The sequence below is a fragment of the Modestobacter muralis genome (assembly GCF_010682105.1).
In the GTDB taxonomy this organism is placed as follows: Bacteria; Actinomycetota; Actinomycetes; order Mycobacteriales; family Geodermatophilaceae; genus Modestobacter; species Modestobacter muralis.
Genome location: NZ_JAAGWH010000015.1, coordinates 32,175 through 50,528, shown reverse-complemented (window position 1 = coordinate 50,528; position 18,354 = coordinate 32,175). Strand labels below are relative to the sequence as shown.

13 protein-coding genes are annotated in these 18,354 nt (G+C 74.8%); 4 read left to right on the top strand and 9 right to left on the bottom strand.

Annotated features, from left to right (window positions below; translation table 11 throughout):
- Positions 1-173 precede the first annotated feature (173 nt).
- Positions 174-995: a phosphocholine cytidylyltransferase family protein gene (locus tag GCU67_RS07855; protein WP_246214783.1), complete on the bottom strand. Its 822-nt coding sequence runs from the start codon at positions 993-995 to the stop codon at positions 174-176.
- Positions 996-997: 2 nt separating this feature from the next.
- Positions 998-2,116 (bottom strand): CDP-glycerol glycerophosphotransferase family protein, encoded by a 1,119-nt coding sequence (locus tag GCU67_RS07850; protein ID WP_163610549.1) that lies wholly within the window; start codon positions 2,114-2,116, stop codon positions 998-1,000.
- A 551-nt stretch (positions 2,117-2,667) separates the two neighbouring features.
- Here GCU67_RS07850 and leuS point away from each other — a divergent pair.
- Positions 2,668-5,541 carry a leucine--tRNA ligase gene (gene leuS / locus GCU67_RS07845; protein WP_163610548.1) on the top strand — a complete coding sequence of 958 codons (2,874 nt, stop codon included), beginning with the start codon at positions 2,668-2,670 and terminating at the stop codon, positions 5,539-5,541.
- Between the two features lie 300 nt (positions 5,542-5,841).
- Here the strand turns inward: leuS and lipB are convergent, their stop codons facing one another.
- The 3 genes from lipB to GCU67_RS07830 form a co-directional block, all read right to left on the bottom strand.
- Positions 5,842-6,486, bottom strand: coding sequence for a lipoyl(octanoyl) transferase LipB (lipB, locus tag GCU67_RS07840; RefSeq protein ID WP_163610547.1), 645 nt, complete (start codon positions 6,484-6,486; stop codon positions 5,842-5,844).
- Between the two features lie 79 nt (positions 6,487-6,565).
- Positions 6,566-7,300 carry a Type 1 glutamine amidotransferase-like domain-containing protein gene (locus GCU67_RS07835; RefSeq protein WP_163610546.1) on the bottom strand — a complete coding sequence of 245 codons (735 nt, stop codon included), beginning with the start codon at positions 7,298-7,300 and terminating at the stop codon, positions 6,566-6,568.
- A gap of 79 nt (positions 7,301-7,379) precedes the next feature.
- Positions 7,380-8,636 carry an FAD-dependent oxidoreductase gene (locus GCU67_RS07830; RefSeq protein ID WP_163610545.1) on the bottom strand — a complete coding sequence of 419 codons (1,257 nt, stop codon included), beginning with the start codon at positions 8,634-8,636 and terminating at the stop codon, positions 7,380-7,382.
- Positions 8,637-8,755: 119 nt separating this feature from the next.
- Here GCU67_RS07830 and GCU67_RS22345 point away from each other — a divergent pair, with 119 nt between their 5' ends.
- Positions 8,756-10,666, top strand: a complete 1,911-nt coding sequence (locus tag GCU67_RS22345) for a serine/threonine-protein kinase (RefSeq protein WP_276508449.1) — start codon at positions 8,756-8,758, stop codon at positions 10,664-10,666.
- Positions 10,667-10,695: 29 nt separating this feature from the next.
- On the opposite strand, the gene GCU67_RS07820 is transcribed toward GCU67_RS22345, so the two are convergent.
- The 3 genes from GCU67_RS07820 to lpdA all read right to left on the bottom strand — a co-directional run bounded on the left by GCU67_RS07820 (position 10,696) and on the right by lpdA (position 15,050).
- Positions 10,696-11,601: a TIGR01777 family oxidoreductase gene (locus GCU67_RS07820; RefSeq protein WP_163610544.1), complete on the bottom strand. Its 906-nt coding sequence runs from the start codon at positions 11,599-11,601 to the stop codon at positions 10,696-10,698.
- Between the two features lie 143 nt (positions 11,602-11,744).
- Entirely contained in the window at positions 11,745-13,610 is a 1,866-nt protein-coding gene (gene sucB, locus GCU67_RS07815) for a 2-oxoglutarate dehydrogenase, E2 component, dihydrolipoamide succinyltransferase (RefSeq protein ID WP_163610543.1), read from the bottom strand.
- Between the two features lie 57 nt (positions 13,611-13,667).
- Complete coding sequence (gene lpdA / locus GCU67_RS07810; protein ID WP_163610542.1) at positions 13,668-15,050, bottom strand: dihydrolipoyl dehydrogenase; 1,383 nt, start codon at positions 15,048-15,050, stop codon at positions 13,668-13,670.
- A gap of 157 nt (positions 15,051-15,207) precedes the next feature.
- On the opposite strand from lpdA, the gene GCU67_RS07805 reads away from it, so the two are divergent.
- Complete coding sequence (locus GCU67_RS07805; protein WP_211660981.1) at positions 15,208-15,564, top strand: oxidoreductase; 357 nt, start codon at positions 15,208-15,210, stop codon at positions 15,562-15,564.
- A gap of 20 nt (positions 15,565-15,584) precedes the next feature.
- Here the strand turns inward: GCU67_RS07805 and GCU67_RS07800 are convergent, their stop codons facing one another.
- Positions 15,585-17,099: a leucyl aminopeptidase gene (locus GCU67_RS07800; protein ID WP_163610541.1), complete on the bottom strand. Its 1,515-nt coding sequence runs from the start codon at positions 17,097-17,099 to the stop codon at positions 15,585-15,587.
- Positions 17,100-17,170: 71 nt separating this feature from the next.
- Between GCU67_RS07800 and gcvT the strand changes: the two genes are divergently transcribed.
- A complete protein-coding gene (gene gcvT, locus GCU67_RS07795; protein ID WP_163610540.1) occupies positions 17,171-18,298 on the top strand; it encodes a glycine cleavage system aminomethyltransferase GcvT in 1,128 nt (375 codons plus the stop codon).
- The last annotated feature ends 56 nt before the right edge of the window (positions 18,299-18,354 follow it).

Genomic DNA, 18,354 nt, shown 5'->3' with positions numbered 1-18,354 from the left:
CACGGCGCGCCGTCGTCGGGATCGCCGGCCCCGGTCGGTGCGCGGTGCCCCGGGCCCGACCAGGACGGCCGGCCTCACCCGCCCGGCCCCGGTGACCGTCGAGGGGCCGGGCCGCGGACGACACAGCGCCCCGTCCCCTCACCGGGGGACGGGGCGCTGTCGTGCGGGGTGGGTCAGTCCAGCTCGGAGGCCAGCGGCGCCAGCGCGGCGCGGGAGCCCAGCCAGGTGTTCGCCCGCTGCAGGTCGTCGTCGAAGTCGACCTCGACGGCGGAGAACCGCGAGATGTCCAGCGGGCGGAACCGCACGCCCGCCCGCTGGATCGCCAGCTCCATGCCCCGCTCGAAGTAGTCGGTCATCTCCACGGTGGACAGGGCCTCGATCAGCGCGGCCTTGTCGGCAGCGGACACGTAGTTGATGCCCACCGCCTCACCGAGCCCGCCGACCACGCTCTTGGACAGGCCGGCGATGAAGCCCTCCTCGTCGAGGGTGTACTTGACCTCCTCCTCGGCGACCGTGGAGGTGTCGACGCAGACGAAGCTCTGGTCGGCCGTCACCAGCGGCGCCGCGTGGTCGAGCACGGCCGGGTCGAAGACGACGTCGCCGTTGAGCCAGAGCACGCCGCCGGTCTGCGAGGACCGCAGCGCGCGCAGCAGGCTCTGCGAGGTGTTGGTGGTGGCGAAGTCGGGGTTGAACGCGAACAGCAGGTCCGGCTGGGCCCGCATGACGGCCTTGGCGCGGTAGCCGACGACCGCGGTCACCGGGGTGTCCTCGCCGAAGACCGCGCGGACGCCGTCCAGCTGCTGGGACATGATCGTGCGGCCGTCCATCAGCGGGGTGAGCGGCTTGGGCAGCTTGCGGCCCAGGCGGGTGCCCATGCCGGCCGCCAGGATGACCACCTGGGGAGCGGTCTGCACGGGGGCGGAGGGGTGGCCGGCCGCGGCCGGCTGCGACCGCTGATCGCGGCCCCCGGTCAGGATCGGGTCAGCAGTGCGCATGCTCATCTCCTCTTTCCGTCGTGCGTGGGTGCAGCACCGGTCGGCCCAGGGGGGTCGGCCGGGAAGAACAGCTCGAGGACCCGCTCGGTGGCGTGGCCGTCCTCCAGCGAGCAGAAGGTGTCCTGGAACCGGGTGTAACGCTCCGTGGGCTCCCAGGGATCCCGGGCCAGCGCGGCGAGGGCGGCCAGCAGCTCCTCGGCGGTGGTCAGCAGGGGAGCGGGCGCCGTCTCGGCGAGGTCGAAGTAGAAGCCCCGCAGGTCGTCCCGGTAGTGCTCGAGGTCGTAGGTGAAGTTCAGGACCGGCTTCCCGGTGACGGCGAAGTCGAACATCGTCGAGGAGTAGTCGGTCACCAGGACGTCGGCGGCCAGGTACAGGTCGCTGACGTCGGGGTGGCGGGAGACGTCCAGCAGCGGGGCCGAGCCGTGGACGGCGAGGCGGTCGGCGACCATGGCGTGCAGCCGGACGAGCAGCACGTGGTCCGGGCCCAGGGCCCGCGCGAGGTCGGAGAGGTCGACCGGGAAGTCGTACGACGGGCCGTCGTGGCTGAGCACCAGGTCGTCCCGCCACGTGGGGGCGTACAGCACGGCCCGCACGCCGTCGGCGATGCCCAGGGCCGCACGGACACGGGCACGCCGGAGCTCGCGGTCGGGTGCGCTCAGCACGTCGTTGCGCGGGTACCCGGTCTCGTGCACGGGCCCACTGAACCCGAACGCACTGCGCAGGTGCGGCGTGCTCACCACATTGGGGGAGAGCAGGTGGTCCCAGCGGGAGATGTCCCGCATCACCATCTCCAGGCGGCCCTCCGGGGCCCACCGGGCGTCCCGGTGCAGCCGCTTGAGCGGGGTCCCGTGCCAGGTCTGCAGGTAGGTCGTGGTGGGCGACTTGTCCCACTCGTGCGACAGCCCGTCGTTGGACACGATGACGTCGGCGGACTCGACGGCCGCCCGGGCGTCGGGTCCCCAGGTCTCCACCGTGTGCACGTCGGCGGGGAAGTCACCGCGCAGCTCGGGGCGGGCGAGCCAGACCGCGTCGACGTCCCGGCCGCTGGCGACCAGGGCCTCGTGGAGCGCGCGGGGGTTGTCGGAGTAGCGGCCGCCGAAGCTGTTGAAGACGACCCTCAACGGCGGCTCTCCACCCGGGAGGACCGACCGGGGACACGGCGTCGGCTGCACCCTGCGGTCGGGTGCTGTGCTCGTCGCTGCCTCATGTCGACTCCTCCTCGGGGGGTGGTGCTCGGGTGCTGCGGGGTGCCCCCGGGCGCCTGGCCGCAGGTGGGCGGGTGGGACCTCGGGTCGCGTCCGCTCGCGAGCCCGGGTCGGGCGCCGGGCGCCGCGGGGGCCGGGCTGCCCACCGGGCGCGCTGCCGGCTGCTGGCGGCGCTGCCGAGGGTCTGAGAGGACGCCTGCGTCCTGGTTCCCACGGGGCTGGAGCCGTCAGGACGGGCGTGCTCCCCGCCCGGGCAGCGTGCTCCTCCGACGTCGAGCTCCTGCAGGCTACGGGCTGAGGAGTCCCGCCGTCGACCTGGGGGATCGCGCGTCGCGCTAGGATCGGCCCCGTGACCGGCGGACTCCTGCTTCCCCGGCCGTGCTGATCTCCCTGACGTAGACCGGCACGGCGACCCCTCCTGTGTGAGGGGTCTCTTCATGTCCGCCCCCTGTACCAGGAGCGCCCCGATGAGCCAGACCACCGAGCCCACCGCCGACGGGGTGCCCCCGCACCGCTACACCCCGGCGCTGGCCCAGCAGATCGAGCTGGCCTGGCAGGACCGGTGGGAGGCCGAGGGCACCTTCCACACGCCCAACCCGGTCGGTCCGCTCAGCGAGGGCTTCGACCGCGTGGCCGACCGGCCCAAGGCGTTCGTGATGGACATGTTCCCGTACCCCTCCGGCGCCGGCCTGCACGTCGGGCACCCGCTGGGCTACCTGGGCACCGACGTCACCAGCCGGTTCCTGCGGATGGACGGGCGCAACGTCCTGCACCCGATGGGCTACGACGCCTTCGGTCTGCCGGCCGAGCAGTTCGCGGTGCAGACCGGGCAGCACCCGCGGGTCACCACCGAGGCCAACATCGCCGCGATCAGCGCGCAGCTGCGCCGGCTGGGCGTCGACCACGACACCCGCCGCACCTTCGCCACGATCGACCCGGGCTACTACAAGTGGACCCAGTGGATCTTCCGGCAGGTCTTCGAGGCCTGGTTCGACACCGAGACCGACCGGGCCCGCCCGATCCCCGAGCTGGTGGCCGAGCTGGACGCCGGCACCCGCACCCCGGCGCCGGGGACGCTGCCGGAGGGGCAGACCTGGGACTCCCTCGACGAGGTCGGCCGCCGCCGGGTCGTCGACGCCCACCGGCTGGCCTACCGGAACTCCGCGCCGGTCAACTGGTGCCCGGGGCTGGGCACGGTGCTGTCCAACGAGGAGGTCACCGCCGACGGCCGCTCCGAGCGGGGCAACTTCCCGGTCTTCCGGCGTCCGCTGACCCAGTGGATGATGCGGATCACCGCCTACGCCGAGCGGCTGATCGACGACCTGGACCGGCTGGACTGGTCGGACTCGCTGAAGCAGATGCAGCGCAACTGGATCGGCCGCTCGACCGGCGCCCGGGTCCGGTTCCCCGTCTCCGGCGAGACCGTCGAGGTCTTCACGACCCGCCCGGACACCCTCTTCGGTGCCACCTACCTGGTGCTGGCCCCCGAGCACCCGCTGGTGGAGACGCTCACCGCCCAGGAGTGGCCGGACGGCACCGACCCGCGGTGGACCGGCGGTGCCGCCACCCCGGCCGAGGCGGTCGCGGCCTACCAGCTGCAGGCCTCCCGTCGCTCCGAGCTCGACCGCCAGTCCGAGGGCCGGGACAAGACCGGTGTCTGGCTGGGCGTCACCGCGCGCAACCCGCTGACCGGCGCCGACCTGCCGGTGTTCATCGCCGACTACGTGCTCACCGGCTACGGCACCGGCGCGATCATGGCCGTGCCCGGTGAGGACACCCGCGACTGGGAGTTCGCCCAGGTCTTCGGCCTGCCCGTGGTGCGCACGGTGCAGCCGCCGGCCGACTTCGACGGCGGGGCCTACACCGGCACCGGGCCGATGATCAACAGCTCCAACGAGCAGTTGTCGCTGGACGGGCTGGACAAGGCCGCAGCCATCGCCCGGGTCACCGAGTGGCTGGTCGAGGGCGGCCACGGCGAGGCGACGACCACCTACAAGCTGCGCGACTGGCTGTTCAGCCGGCAGCGGTACTGGGGCGAGCCGTTCCCGATCGTCTACGACGCCGACGGCCTGCCGATCGCCGTCCCGGACTCGATGCTGCCGGTGCTGCTGCCCGAGGTCGACGACTACTCGCCGAAGACCTTCGCCGACGACGACGCCGACTCCCAGCCCGAGCCGCCGCTGTCGCGCGCCACGGAGTGGACGACGGTCACCCTCGACCTGGGCGACGGTCCGCAGGAGTACCGCCGGGAGACCAACACGATGCCCAACTGGGCGGGCTCGTGCTGGTACTACCTGCGTTACACCGACCCGACGAACGACCAGCAGTTCGTCGACCCCGAGCTCGAGCGCTACTGGATGGGCCCGCGCGAGCCCGGCGACGTGGGCGGCGTCGACCTGTACGTCGGCGGTGTCGAGCACGCCGTGCTGCACCTGCTCTACGCCCGGTTCTGGCACAAGGTGCTGTTCGACCTGGGCCACGTGTCCAGCGAGGAGCCCTTCCGCCGGCTGGTCAACCAGGGCTACATCTCCGCCTACGCCTACACCGACGCGCGGGGCTTCTACGTGCCCGCCGCCGACGTGGTCGAGCGCGACGGTCAGTTCCTCTACGAGGGGCAGCCGGTCAACCGTGAGTACGGGAAGATCGGCAAGAGCCTGAAGAACATGATCACGCCCGACGAGATGATCGCCGCCTACGGCGCGGACACCTTCCGGGTCTACGAGATGTCCACCGGGCCGCTGGACCAGTCCCGGCCCTGGGAGACCAAGGCCGTCGTCGGCTCCGCCCGGCTGCTGGCCCGCATCTGGCGGGTCGTGGTCGACGAGGAGACCGGTGAGGTGCGCGCCGGCGACACCGAGCCCGACGACGACACCTCCCGCGCGCTGCACCGGGCCATCGAGGCGGTGCGCGACGGCATGACGACGCTGCGGTTCAACATCGCCATCGCCCGGATCACCGAGCTGACGAACCACCTGACCGCGGCCTGCCCGCCCGGGACGGCGGTGCCCCGCTCGGTCGCCGAGTCCCTGGTGCTGCTGGTCGCGCCGCTGGCCCCGCACCTGGCCGAGGAGCTGTGGTCGCGGCTGGGCCACCCGGGCTCGGTGGCCTGGGCGCAGTTCCCGGTCGCCGAGGACCGCTGGCTGGTCGACGACACCGTCGAGGTCGCCGTGCAGGTCAACGGCAAGGTGCGGGCCCAGGTGGCCGTGCCCGCCGACGCGGACGCCGCCACCCTGGAGGCCGCGGCCCGCGCCGACGAGAAGGTCATCGCCCAGCTCGAGGGCAAGACCGTGCGCCGGGTCATCGCCGTCCCCGGCCGCCTGGTCAACTTCGTCGTCGGCTGAGGGAGCCCCTCCACGCGCCGCTCCTGGCGGGCCCCGTGCGGGGGTCGGCTGCCGGACGTGGATCAGGTGACCTGATCCACGGCTGTCCCCCCGCACCAACGCTGGTGCGGGGGGACAGCCGTCGGTGCAGGGGGACGCCGGTCCGTGAGGTCGGGGTACCGGACGTGGACCAGGTGACCTGATCACAGGCACTCCTCCCGCACCGACGCTGGTGCGGGAGGAGTGCCTCTGCTGCAGGAGGACGTCGCCAGCGCACTGAGGCGCCGCCCAGGCCACGTCCGCCCGGCGTGGGACGTGAGGTCAGGCGGGGACGGCGGTGCTGGTGAGCACGCGGCGCATCGCGGCCTCGACCGGCGCGATGGCCTCGGCGACCGGCACGTCCCGGCCGAGCTCGGCGGTCAGCGAAGTCGCCCCGGCGTCGGGGATGCCGCACGGGACCATGTTGCCGAAGGCGGTCATGTCGGGGTCGCAGTTGAGCGCGAAGCCGTGCATGGTCACCCCGCGGGCCACCCGGACCCCGATCGCGGCCACCTTGCGGTCGGGCCCCCGCTCGTCGGCCAGCACCCAGACCCCGCTGCGGCCCTCGACCTGCGACGTGGCCAGCCCGAAGCCGGCGCAGACCTCCATCAGGGCGAGCTCCAGCCGGCGGACGTGCGCGACGACGTCGACCGGGTCGGCCAGCTGCACGATCGGGTAGCCGACCAGCTGACCCGGGCCGTGCCAGGTGATCTTGCCGCCGCGGTCGACCTCGATGACGGGGGTGCCGTCGAAGGGCCGCTCGTGCGGCAGGGTGCGCTTGCCGGCGGTGTAGACCGGCGGGTGCTCCAGCAGCAGCAGGGTGTCCGGGCCGGTGCCGGCCACCCGCTGCTCGTGCACCTCGCGCTGCTGCGCCCACGCCTGCTCGTAGGGGACCAGCCCCGCCCGCACCACCGCCAGCTCGCTCATGACTCGACAGCCTATGCCTCGTCCGGCTCCGTCCCCCTCGTCCCTCGTGAGCTCCTGACGCCCCTCGGGAGGGCGCCGATCAGGCCAGCCGACGGGGGCGGACCGGTGTCTCCACGGCCTGCCCGTCGCTGCCGCGCTCGACCCGGTACGCGCTCGCGCCGGGGCGGTCGGACACCGCCTCGACCAGCTCGGTGCCGCGGTAGACCAGTCCCACGCCGTCGTCGGTGGCGTACCCGGCGGGCAGCACGCCCTCGGCGACCAGGCGGTGGTACGCGGGCCGGCGCTGGGGCTCGGAGTCGTGGTGGACGCCGTTGGAGTGCGGCAGCAGCGCGAGGCCGTTCGTCACCGGCCGCAGGTCGGGGCCGAAGGAGTCCGTGGTGCCCCCGGCGTGCCAGCACAGCGACCCGGCCGACACCCCGGCCAGCACGACCCGGGCCTGCCATGCCTCCCGGAACACCTCGTCCAGCCCGTGCACCCGCCAGACCGCGAGCAGGGCGGCGACGCTGCCGCCGCCCACCCAGACGACGTCCTGGGCCAGCAGGTGCGCGCGCACGTCGGCGACGGTCGGCATGGGGAACAGGCTCAGGTGCGAGGCCCGGACGGCGCTGCCGGCGAAGGCGCCGTAGAAGCTCGCCACCCGCGCCGGGTCGTCGCCGGTGGCGGTGCCCAGGTAGGTGATCCGCGGCTGCTCCGGACTGCCGGCGAGCTCGACCGCCAGGTCGACGACCGGTCCCGGCGCCGCGTCGTACGGACCGCGACCGCGGGCGTGGAAGCCCATGCTGGTGGCCAGGATCGTCGGTGCGGCAGCAGGCACGGGGCGAACCTACCCGTGCGCCCGCCGACCTCCGCGCGCTCGCGGGGGAGGTGCCGACCGTCCGGTGCGGTCGCGGCCCTCAGCCCTCGTTTCCCGGCACGGGTGCCGTGCTCGCCGTCAGCCGGCGCAGGACGGCGCGGGCGGTGCGGGCACCGCTGGCCATGGCGCCCTGGATGGACGGGGTGTCCCGGTGGTCGCCGCAGACGAACAGGCCCTCGCCCAGGTCGACCGGTCGGCGGTGCTGCAGCGGGACGGTCGCCGCCGGCTGCGCGCCGGTCACGGTCACGCTGGTCAGGTGGTCGAGGTCCCCGGGTCCCACTCCGTGCGCGCGGGCGATCTCGGCACGGACGTCGGCCTCCCGGGTGGGCTGGAGGGTGGAGCTGGCCACCAGCGCCCGCCGGTCGGGGCTGTAGGCGGGCTGGGCGTCGGAGACCACGACGGTGTTGACCAGGTGGCCGCCGGGCCGCCCGAGCACGATGAGCGGTGCCGGCCAGGGGGAGGCCGGCAGCACGTGCAGGTGGGTGGTGACCTGCCGGGGTGCGGAGGCCCCGAGACCGGGGAGCAGGCCGGTGGCGGTGTCGGGGTCGGTGGCGACCACGACGGCATCGGCCGTCGTCGTCCCGGTGGCGGTGCGCACCGAGCGGCCGTCGACGGCGGTGACGCGGACCCCCAGGTGCACGTGCCCGGCCGGCAGCCGATCGGCCAGCTGCTGGCCGACGGACTGCATCCCCGCGGCGGGGAGCCCGACCCGGCCGCGGACTAAGCTGCGCCAGACCAGGTCGAGGTAGCGGCTGGAGGTCGTCAGCCGGTCCTCCAGCAGCACCCCGGACAGGAACGGGCGCAGGAACGTCTCCAGGGCCTGCTCACCCACCCCGGCGGCGCGCAGGGCCTCCTCGGCGGTCCGCTCGGGGGCCGCCAGCAGCCGGGACACCGGGAGGTAGCCCGCCCGGGCGGAGAAGGCGGCCAGCGCCGCTTTCCGGGGCAGCCCGCCGATCGGTGCCCGGACCGTGTCCAGCAGTGCGCCGAGGTGCTGGCGCGGGTCGACGACGCGGTGCGGGCCGCTGTCCCCCTGCACGACCGCCCCGGTCCAGAACCAGCCCATGTCCAGCGCGTCCAGGTCCAGGTCGGCGACCCGCGGGTAGCCGGTGTTGAGCACCTGGAAGCCCCGGTCGACGGTGAACCCGTCGACCCGGGTCGTGGTCAGCCGCCCGCCGACGTGGCCGGCTGCGTCGACCAGGTGGACGTCGCGGCCGGCGGCGGCCAGCCGGGTCGCGGCCGACAGCCCGGCCAGGCCGGCGCCGACCACGACGACCTCGGCGCGTGAAGGCAGGGTCATGCCCCGAACGTAGGCGCTGGGGGCCGGCGCTGTCCCGCGGGGAGCCCGGCCCGTGGACGGAGCGGCAGCCTGTGGACAGCGCCGGCGCGGTGGCCGCCGGAACGCCTACGGTCCCCGGCATGCCTGCGCAGCCCGTCCCGACCGCGGCCCCCGTCGTGCCCGGACTCGTGCTGGAGGAGCTGCTCGGCCGTGGGGGCTCCGGCCAGGTCTGGCGGGCCCGTCCCCGCTCCGGCGGGCCCGCGGTCGCGGTGAAGGTGCTCGTCCGCGGCGACCCCGAGCGGCAGGAGCGGGAGGCGGTGCTGCTGGGGGAGTTGGACCACCCGCACCTGGTCCGCCTCCACGAGGTCGTCCGCCGCGAGGTGCGCGGTGCGCCGGCCCAGGTGGCGCTGGTGCTGGACCTGCTCGAGGGCGGCAGCCTGGCGGCCCTGCTCGCCCGGCGGGGGCGGTTGCGGCCGGGGGAGGTGGTGACTACGGTCGCCCCGATCGCCGCCGCGCTGGCCCACGCCCACGACCGCGGCGTCGTGCACGGTGACCTCTCGCCGGGCAACATCGTCTTCACCGCCGAGGGCCGGCCGGTGCTCACCGACCTGGGCACCGCCCGGCTGGTCGGGAACACCGCACGGGCGGAGGTGACCCCGCCCTACGTCGACCCGGTGGTCGCCCGTGGCGGTGCGCCGGGTCCGGCCTCCGACGTCTTCGGGGTGGCGGCCGCGGCCTTCCACGCCCTCACCGGCGTCGCGCCGTGGAACGCCGCCGACCCCGGCGGCACGCTCACCGTCGCCGCCACCGGACAACTGCCCGATCTCGCCCTGCTCGCCCCGGAGGCGCCGGAGGAGCTGGTCCGGGTGGTGCTGCGCGGGCTGTCGGAGGAGCCGCACGAGCGCGGGTCGGCGGCCGCGTTCGCCCTGGACCTGCGGCACGCGTGCCGGCCCGAGCCGGTGCGGCTGCCGGTGGCAGGGGTCCCCGACACCGAGCTGGCCGTCACCGGTCGCGGACCGCGCACCGAGCTGACCCACCAGGTGCCGGGTCAGCGGCCGCGGGCGGCGCACGCTGCGGCTGCTCCGGACAGCCGGCTGGTGCGGGCGCGGGGTTGGTTGACCGAGCGGTCGGGGGTGGACGGGCAGCTCCGCGCGCTGGTCCGCCGCTCGGCCACGGGGGTCGCGGTGGTGCTTGCGGTTGGCGGTGCCCTGGGGGGTGCGGCCTGGTTGGGCTCCAGCTGGGGGAGCGCGGGGGAGCCGGTACCGGCCGCGGTGGCCGGGCCCGCCCCGACGGACGTGGCAACGTCGGCCTCCCCGTCAGGGTCGCCATCCGGCTCCCCGGGGTCGCCGATCGACGACTCGCCAGGCTCGCAGGGGTCGGCCGGGGGTCCCCGTGGAGGCGCGGCCTCGCGGGACGCGGCCGCGGGCGACGCAGCTCCGGGCGACGCAGCCGCGGGGGCGCGCGGGGACGCCACCGCCGGGCCACCGGGGGACGCTGCAGTCGAGGTGTCCGAGGCCGTCCCCGCTCAGCCGGCCCCGTCACCGGCGACCGGGTCGGCCACGGCACCGCCGTCTCCCACGCCGCCGCCCGCGCCGCCGCTCCCGCCGGCCGCCGACCGTACCGAGACGCCGGCCGACGTGGACGCCTGGGCCGGCGTGGTCGGTGAGCTCTACCAGCGCCGGGCAGCCGCCTTCGCCGCACCCGCCGACCCGGCCGTGCTGGCCACCGTCCACGCCCCGGGCAGCCCGCTGCTCGCCCGGGACGCCCAGCAGCTGACCGCGCTGCGCACGGCCGGGCGGGTGGTGGAGGGGTTCACCCCGCTGCTGCGCGAGGTGGTCTCGGTGACGGAGGAGTCACCGGGCCGGGTGCGGGTGCTGCTGGTCGACGCGCTCCCGGCCTACCGGACGGGGGTGCCGGCTCGGGGCACCGGTGAGCTCACGGACGACACGGAGCTCGTGCCCGGGCGTGGGGACGCCCGGGTGGAGCTGGTGCTCACCCGCACCCCCGACGGCTGGCGGATCGCCGAGGGCGGGCTGGTGACCGACGGGTGACCAGCCCGGAGTCGTCCGGTGCGGCGGGCTCAGCCCTTGGCGAGTGCCTGGGCGAGGGCGACCCGCAGGTCGGGAACGGAGAAACGGAAGCCGGCAGCTTCCAGCGCCGCCGGCACCGCGCGCTGACCGGCCAGCGCGCCGACCCGGGCGAACTCACCCAGCACCACCTGCAGGGCGATGCCCGGCACGGTCAGCAGCGCCGGCCGGTGCACCACGTCGGCCAGTGCAGCAGTGAACTCCGCGTTGGTGACCGGGGTGAGGGCCGTCAGGTTCACCGGGCCGGACACCGGTGCGGTCAGCAGGAACCGGATCGCGTCGACCTCGTCGGCCAGGCTGATCCACGGCATGTACTGGCGACCGTTGCCGAGCCTGCCGCCCACCCCGAGCTTGAACAGCGGGGCCAGCCGGCCCAGCAGTCCGCCGCGGGCGAGCACCAGCCCTGTGCGCAGGGTGGCCACCCGGATGCCGGCGTCCGCGGCCGGGGCGGTGACCGCCTCCCACGCGACGCAGACGTCGGCGAGGAAGTCCGAGCCGGCCGGGGCGCTCTCCTCGGCGACCCGGTCGCCGGTGTCGCCGTAGTAGCCGACCGCCGAGGCCGACAGCAGGACCCGCTCCCGGTCCGGGTCGGCCGCGGCCGCTGCGGCGAGCGCCTCGCTGACGGTGGTGGTGGCGTCGACCCGGCTGCTGAGCACGGCCTGCTTGTGCGCCGCGGTCCAGCGGTGCTCGGCCACGCCGACCCCGGCCAGGTTGACGACCGCGTCGACGTCGTCGAACAGCCCCGGGGGGAGTCGGTGGTGGGCGGGTTCCCAGCGGTGCTCGTCGGCGGTCCGTGGGGTGCGGCGCACCAGGCGCAGCACCTCGTGCCCGTCGGCGACCAGCAGCGGGACGAGTGCCGACCCGATGAGGCCGGAGGACCCGGTCACGGCGATCTTCATCGTGCTCTCCCAGCGGTGGCGGCGCACGGACCGGCTCGACGGCCGGGGAGATGCCGAGGGCCCCGGCAGGTGCCGGGGCCCTCGTGGCCCCGTCCAGAGGCTCGCCCTGAGCGTGCGAAGGGTGAGGAGGACGGGGTCCTTTGTCAGGCGAGGCCGAGGTCGCCGGAGAACTGGCCGGCCTCGAGGCGGTCCTTCATGGTGACCAGGAAGCGGGCGGCGTCGGCGCCGTCGACGATCCGATGGTCGTAGCTGAGGGCCAGGTAGACCATCGAGCGCACGGCCACCACCTCGCCGAGGTCGGCGTCCTTGACCACGACCGGCCGCTTCACCACCGCGCCGAGGCCCAGGATGGCGACCTGCGGCTGGTTGATGATCGGTGTGTCGAACAGCGCGCCCCGGCTGCCGGTGTTGGTCAGCGTGAAGGTGCCGCCACCCAGCTCGTCCGGCGTGATCTTGTTGATCCGGGTGCGCTCCGCGAGGTCGGCGATCTTGCGCGCCAGGCCCGGGATGTTGAGGTCGCCCGCGCCGTGGATGACCGGGACGAGCAGCCCGCGCTCGGTGTCGACGGCGATGCCGAGGTTCTCGCTGTCGTGGTAGGTGACCGTGCCGGCCTCGAGGTCGACCGAGGAGTTGACGACCGGGTGCTCCTTGAGCGCCTCGATCGCGGCCTTGGCGAAGAACGGCAGGAACGACAGCTTGACGCCCTCGCGGCTGACGAAGTCGTTCTTCGCCTGGTCGCGCAGGCGCGCGATCCGGGTGACGTCGACCTCCACGACGGTGGTCAGCTGGGCACTGACCTGCAGCGACTCGAGCATCCGCTTGGCGATGACCGTGCGCAGCCGGGAGAGCTTCTCGGTGCGCCCGCGCAGTGCGGAGCTGGACGTGGCGGCCGGCGAGGGGGTGCGGGTCGCCGACGGGGCGGCAGCCGCGGCCGGGGCCGGGGTGGCTGCGGCGGCCTTGGTCGCCTCGGCGGCGGCCAGCACGTCCTGCTTGCGGATCCGGCCACCGACACCGGTGCCCTCGACCGTGGACAGGTCGACGCCCTGCTCGGCGGCCAGGCGGCGCACCAGCGGGGTCACGTAGGCGCCAGAGCCCTCGGGCGCGGGAGCTGCCGCCGGGCGCGAGGCGGGGGCGACGGCCTCGGCGGGCGAGGGGTTGTCGGTGGGGGACGTGGTCGGCATCACGCCGCCGGAGCCGTAGTCGGCGCCGGGCTGGCCGGTGCTGGTGTTGGCCTCGACGGGGGTCGGGGAGACCTCCTGCGGCGCGGGCGCCGGGGCGTCGGTCTTCGGAGCGGAGGGCAGCGGCTCCTCGGCGGCCGGGGCGGGGGCAGCCGCCGGGGCCGGGGTGGCCGGTGCTGCGGCGGGCGCGCTGCCGGCGACGCCGATGACGGCGAGCTCGGCGCCGACCTCGACGGTCTCGTCCTCGTTCACCGTGATCGACAGCAGGGTGCCCGACACCGGTGCGGGGATCTCGGTGTCGACCTTGTCGGTGGACACCTCCAGCAGCGGCTCGTCGGCGGTGACCTCGTCGCCCACGGCCTTGAGCCAGCGGGTGACGGTGCCCTCGGTGACGCTCTCGCCGAGCGCCGGCATGGTCACCGCGGTGCCCTCGCCGCCGCCCGAGCCGCTGCCGCCGTCCTGGGCCGGGGCCTCGGCCGCCGGCGCAGCCGGTGCCTCGGCGGCCGGGGCGGGAGCCGCGGGCGCCTCCTCCTGTGCCGGGGCCGCCTCGGCCGGGGCCTCCTCCTGCGCCGGAGCGGCGGGAGCGGCGTCGTCACCGCCGCCGATCACCGCCAGCTCGGCGCCGACCTCGACGGTCTCGTCCTCCGCGACGACGATCTTGGTGAGCACACCGGCGGCGGGGGAGGGGATCTCCGTGTCGACCTTGTCGGTGGAGACCTCCAGGAGGGGCTCGTCGACCTCGACCTGGTCACCCTCCTGCTTCAACCAACGGGTGACCGTGCCCTCGGTGACGCTCTCGCCCAGGGCGGGCATGGTGACGGACGTCGGCATCGAAGGCAGGTCTCCTCAGGTCAGGGGTGTCTCGGGGATGGGACGGGTCGAGCAGGGTCAGCTGTGCGCGTGCAGCGGCTTGCCCGCCAGCACGAGCGCGGCCTCGCCGAGGGCTTCGCTGAGCGTGGGGTGCGGGTGGATCAGCTGGGCGACCTCCTCGGGGAGGGCCTCCCAGTTGTAGATGAGCTGGGCCTCGGCGATGAGGTCGCCCACCCGGCTGCCGACCATGTGCACGCCGACCACGGGGCCGCCGTTGGCGGTGCGGATCAGCTTCACCGCGCCGGCGGTCTTGAGGATGGCGGCGCGCCCGTTGCCGGCGAGGTCGTAGGTGGCGATCTCGAGCTCGCCGTACCGCTCCTTGGCCTGGGCCTCGGTCAGGCCGACCGAGGCGACCTCGGGCTCGGAGTAGGTGACGCGTGGGACGCCGGCGTAGTCCAGCGGCACGACCGGGAGGCCGGCGAGCCGCTCGGCGACGAGGATGCCCTCGCCGAAGCCGACGTGGGCCAGCTGGAGCGTGGGCACCAGGTCGCCGACGGCGGAGATGGTCGGCACGTTGGTCTGCATGTACTCGTCGACGAGGACGTAGCCGCGCTCCATGGCGACCCCGGCCTCCTCGTAGCCCAGGCCCTGGCTGACCGGCCCGCGGCCGACGGCGACGAGCACCAGCTCGGCCTCGAACTCCTTGCCGTTCTCCAGGGAGACCTTGACGCCGTCGGCGGTGGTCTCGACCCTGGCGACCCGGCTGCCCAGGGAGAAGTCGATCTTGCGGCGGCGGAAGGCGCGCTCGAGGAGCTTGGAGGAGGACTCGTCCTCCAGCGGCACCAGGTGCGGCAGGCCCTCGACGATGGTCACGTCGACGCCGAAGGACTTCCAGGCGCTGGCGAACTCGCAGCCGATGACGCCGCCGCCGAGGATGATCGCCGAGGTGGGCACCCGGTCCAGGGCCAGCGCGTGGTCGCTGGTGATGACCTTCGTGCCGTCGATCTCGATGCCCGGCAGCGAGCGCGCGTAGGAGCCGGTGGCCAGCAGGACGTGCTTGCCCTCGTAGCGGGTGCCGTCGACCTCGACCGCGGTCGGGGAGACCAGCCGGCCCTCACCGGTGACGGTGGTGACGCCGCGGGACTTGATCAGCCCCTGCAGGCCTTTGAAGTTCTTGGAGATGACGCCGTCCTTGTAGGCGTTCACCCCGTCCATGTCGATGCCCGACAGGGTCGACTTGACACCGAACTGCTCGCCCTCGCGGGCGTTGTCGGCGACCTCGGCGGTGTGCAGCAGCGCCTTGGTCGGGATGCAGCCGCGGTGCAGGCAGGTGCCGCCGACCTTGTCCTTCTCGATCAGCACGACGGACATGCCGAGCTCGGAGGCCCGCAGTGCCGCGGCGTAGCCACCGGAGCCACCACCGAGGATGACCAGGTCAGCGGGGGTGGTGGGTGCGCTCACAAGTGCTCCTCAGTGCTGGGTGACCCGGTGTGGTGCCGGGCACAACGATCGTGCGCCTGCCCATCCTGCCACTCCCGGGAACGACACGTCCGGGTGCTCCGTTCACCGACTGCGAACGTCGCCGAGCAGCGCGCGACGCAGGGGACGGGAGCACGGCATGGGACTGGTCGACCGACTGCGCGGGCGTCGCGCGCGACCCGAGGCGGGGCCGGGCCGGCGCGGGACGCTGGACCGCGCGTCGGGGTCCGCCGACGTCCGGCACCTGGAGGAGTTCGTGGCCACCCGGCGCGGCGTCGAGGGCTTCGTCGAGCCCCGCACGGCCGTCACCGAGACGACGATCCTGCTCGTGGCCGCCGACGGCGAGTGGACGCGGCGGCGCATCGACGGGCCGGAGACCGCCCGCAGGCTGTCCCGCGACCTCGCCGTCCCGGTGTACGACGCACAGGTGACCGGCTACCCGCAGCGCATGCGTGACTGGAACCGCGACCACCCGGCGGGCCCCGCCGCCCGGTGAGGGCGGCCGGGCCGACCGCGCTACGCCTGGGCGATGAGGTCCTCGATCGTGGCCAGCAGGGTGCGGACCGGGACGCCGGTGCCGCCCTTGGGCGTGTACCCCCAGGGGCTGCCGGTGTTGTAGGCCGGGCCTGCGACGTCGATGTGCGCCCACGGCAGGCCCGAGGGGACGAACTCGGCCAGGAAGTGCCCGCCGACGAGCATCCCGCCCATCCGGTCGGGGTTGGCGTTGACCAGGTCGGCCACCGAGGAGTCCAGACCGCGACGGAGCTCGGCGGGCAGCGGCATCGGCCACATCGGCTCGCCGCTGCGCCGGCTGGCGGCCACGACGGCGTCGCGCAGGTCGTCGCTGCCCATGACACCGGCCGTGCGGGTGCCCAGCGCCACCAGCTGCGCGCCGGTGAGCGTGGAGGTCTCCAGCAGGTGGGCGGGGGAGTCCTCGACCGCGCGGCAGATCGCGTCGGCGAGCACGACCCGGCCCTCGGCGTCGGTGTTGGTGATCTCGGCCTTGGTGCCGTTGCGGAAGGTGACCACGTCGGCCGGGCGGTAGGCGGTGCCGCTGGGCATGTTCTCCGCGATCGGCACGGTGGCGATGACGTCGACGGGCAGGCCGAGCTCGGCGACCAGGCACACGGTGGCGATGACGGCCGCGGCGCCGGCCATGTCGCTCTTCATGTCCTCCATGTGCGCGGCCGGCTTGATCGAGATGCCGCCGCTGTCGAAGGTGATGCCCTTGCCGACCAGCGCGACGCTGGTCCTCGCCTTCTTGCCCCGGTACTCCATGCGCAGCAGCCGCGGCGGGCGCGAGGACCCGCCGCCGACGGCCAGGATCCCGCCGTAACCACCGGCCAGGAGCGCCTTCTCGTCGAGCACCTCCACCGACAGTCCGGCCTTCTTGCCGGCGGCCGCGCCACGGGCGGCCAGCTCGGCCGGGTACAGGTCGTTGGGCGGGGTGTTGACCAGGTCGCGGACCAACGTGACGGCCGCGGCGACGGCGCGCACCCGGGCCAGCGGGCCCTTGGCGGCACCGGCGTCGGGGACCACGAGCTCGAACGACCACGGCGGGGTCGGCCGGTCGGCGGGGAGCGTGGACTTGTAGGCGGTGAACTCGTAGGCACCCAGCAGGGAGCCCTCACCGACGGCGTGCAGGCGCTCGGCGTCCGGTGCGCCACCGACGGCGGCCAGCAGCGTGACGACGGCACCGCGGCCGGTCAGCGCCCGGCTCGCCGCACCGGCGGCCTGGCGGAGCGACTCCGGGGACCAGCCGCCCCCGGCCTGCGGGGCACCCAGACCAGCGACCGCCACGACCGGGAACGGCCCCTGGCCGAACGTCGGGAGCTTGGTGACCTCGCCCTCGGCGCCGCGGGCGCCCAGGTCGGTCAGCGCGGCGAGCAGCCGGCCACCGAGCAGCCGGTCGAGCGCGTCGGCGCCCGGCGTGCTGAGCAGGCCCTTCGGCCCCTGGCCGATCCCGACGACGACGGCGTCGGCGGAGAGCTTCTCGAGCGGGCGGTCGGTGGCAGAGATCGTCGGCGGCACGGGGACGATCGTAAGGAGGGGCTGAGGACGGCGTACGACCGGCGGTGCAGCCGCCCACTAGCGTGCTCCGGGTGAGCTCGCCGACACGCCCTCTGCTGTCCCCGCTGCACGACCGGCACGTGGCCGCCGGTGCGAAGTTCGCCGACTTCGGCGGCTGGTCGATGCCGATCGAGTACGCCGGCGGCGGGGTGATCGCCGAGCACACCGCGGTGCGCGAGGGCGTCGGTCTCTTCGACGTGTCCCACCTGGGCACGGCGACGGTGCGGGGCCCCGGTGCAGCCGCGTTCGTGGACTCCTGCCTGACCAACGACCTGACCCGGATCGGCCCCGGCCAGGCGCAGTACACGCTGTGCTGCGCGGCCGACGGCCCGCAGGCCGGTGGCGTGGTCGACGACCTGATCGTCTACCTGCACGGCCCGGACGACGTCCTGCTGGTGCCCAACGCCGCCAACGCCGCCGACGTGCTCGCCCGGCTGTCCGCGGCGGCGCCGACCGGGGTCACCGTGACCGACCGGCACACCGAGGTCGCCGTCCTCGCCCTGCAGGGCCCGCGGGCGGCGGAGGTGCTGGCCGCGGTGGGCCTGCCCGGCGAGCTGTCCTACATGTCCTTCGCCGAGACCCCCGGCTCCGGCGGCGACGAGGTCACCGTCTGTCGTACCGGCTACACCGGCGAGCACGGCTACGAGCTGCTGGTCGCCGCCGAGCGGGCCGACGCGCTGTGGGACGCCCTCCTGGCCGCCGGCGAGCCCGAGCAGATCCGCCCCTGCGGTCTGGGCGCCCGGGACACCCTGCGCACCGAGATGGGCTACCCGCTGCACGGCCACGAGCTGTCGCTGGACATCACCCCGAACCAGGCCCGTTCGGGCTGGGCGGTGGGGTGGGGGAAGGACGCCTTCTGGGGTCGCGACGCGCTCGTGGCGGAGAAGGCGGCCGGTCCGGCTCGCCAGCTGTGGGGCCTGCAGGCGCCCGGCCGGGGCATCCCGCGCCCGGGCATGGCCGTGCTCTCGGCCGACGGGTCGAAGGTCGGTGAGGTGACCAGCGGGACGTTCTCCCCGACGCTGCGCACCGGGATCGCCCTCGCCCTGCTCGACACCGCCGCCGGTCTGACCGAGGGCGACGAGGTGGCCGTCGACGTCCGCGGCCGCCCGCAGCCCGTCGTCGTCCGCAAGCCCCCGTTCGTGGAGTCCAAGGTCCGCTGAGGCCCCCTCGCAGGGGCCCGGCGCGAGTAGCAGGACCCCGTCCTCCTCATCCCTCG

Excerpts from the sequence above, each read along its gene's own strand:
- GCU67_RS07855 (WP_246214783.1), bottom strand. The coding sequence starts at position 995 with ATGCGCACTGCTGACCCGATCCTGACCGGGGGCCGCGATCAGCGGTCG.
- leuS (WP_163610548.1), top strand. The coding sequence starts at position 2,668 with ATGAGCCAGACCACCGAGCCCACCGCCGACGGGGTGCCCCCGCACCGC.
- lipB (WP_163610547.1), bottom strand. The coding sequence starts at position 6,486 with ATGAGCGAGCTGGCGGTGGTGCGGGCGGGGCTGGTCCCCTACGAGCAG.
- GCU67_RS07830 (WP_163610545.1), bottom strand. The coding sequence starts at position 8,636 with ATGACCCTGCCTTCACGCGCCGAGGTCGTCGTGGTCGGCGCCGGCCTG.
- GCU67_RS22345 (WP_276508449.1), top strand. The coding sequence starts at position 8,756 with ATGCCTGCGCAGCCCGTCCCGACCGCGGCCCCCGTCGTGCCCGGACTC.
- GCU67_RS07820 (WP_163610544.1), bottom strand. The coding sequence starts at position 11,601 with ATGAAGATCGCCGTGACCGGGTCCTCCGGCCTCATCGGGTCGGCACTC.
- sucB (WP_163610543.1), bottom strand. The coding sequence starts at position 13,610 with ATGCCGACGTCCGTCACCATGCCCGCCCTGGGCGAGAGCGTCACCGAG.
- GCU67_RS07805 (WP_211660981.1), top strand. The coding sequence starts at position 15,208 with ATGGGACTGGTCGACCGACTGCGCGGGCGTCGCGCGCGACCCGAGGCG.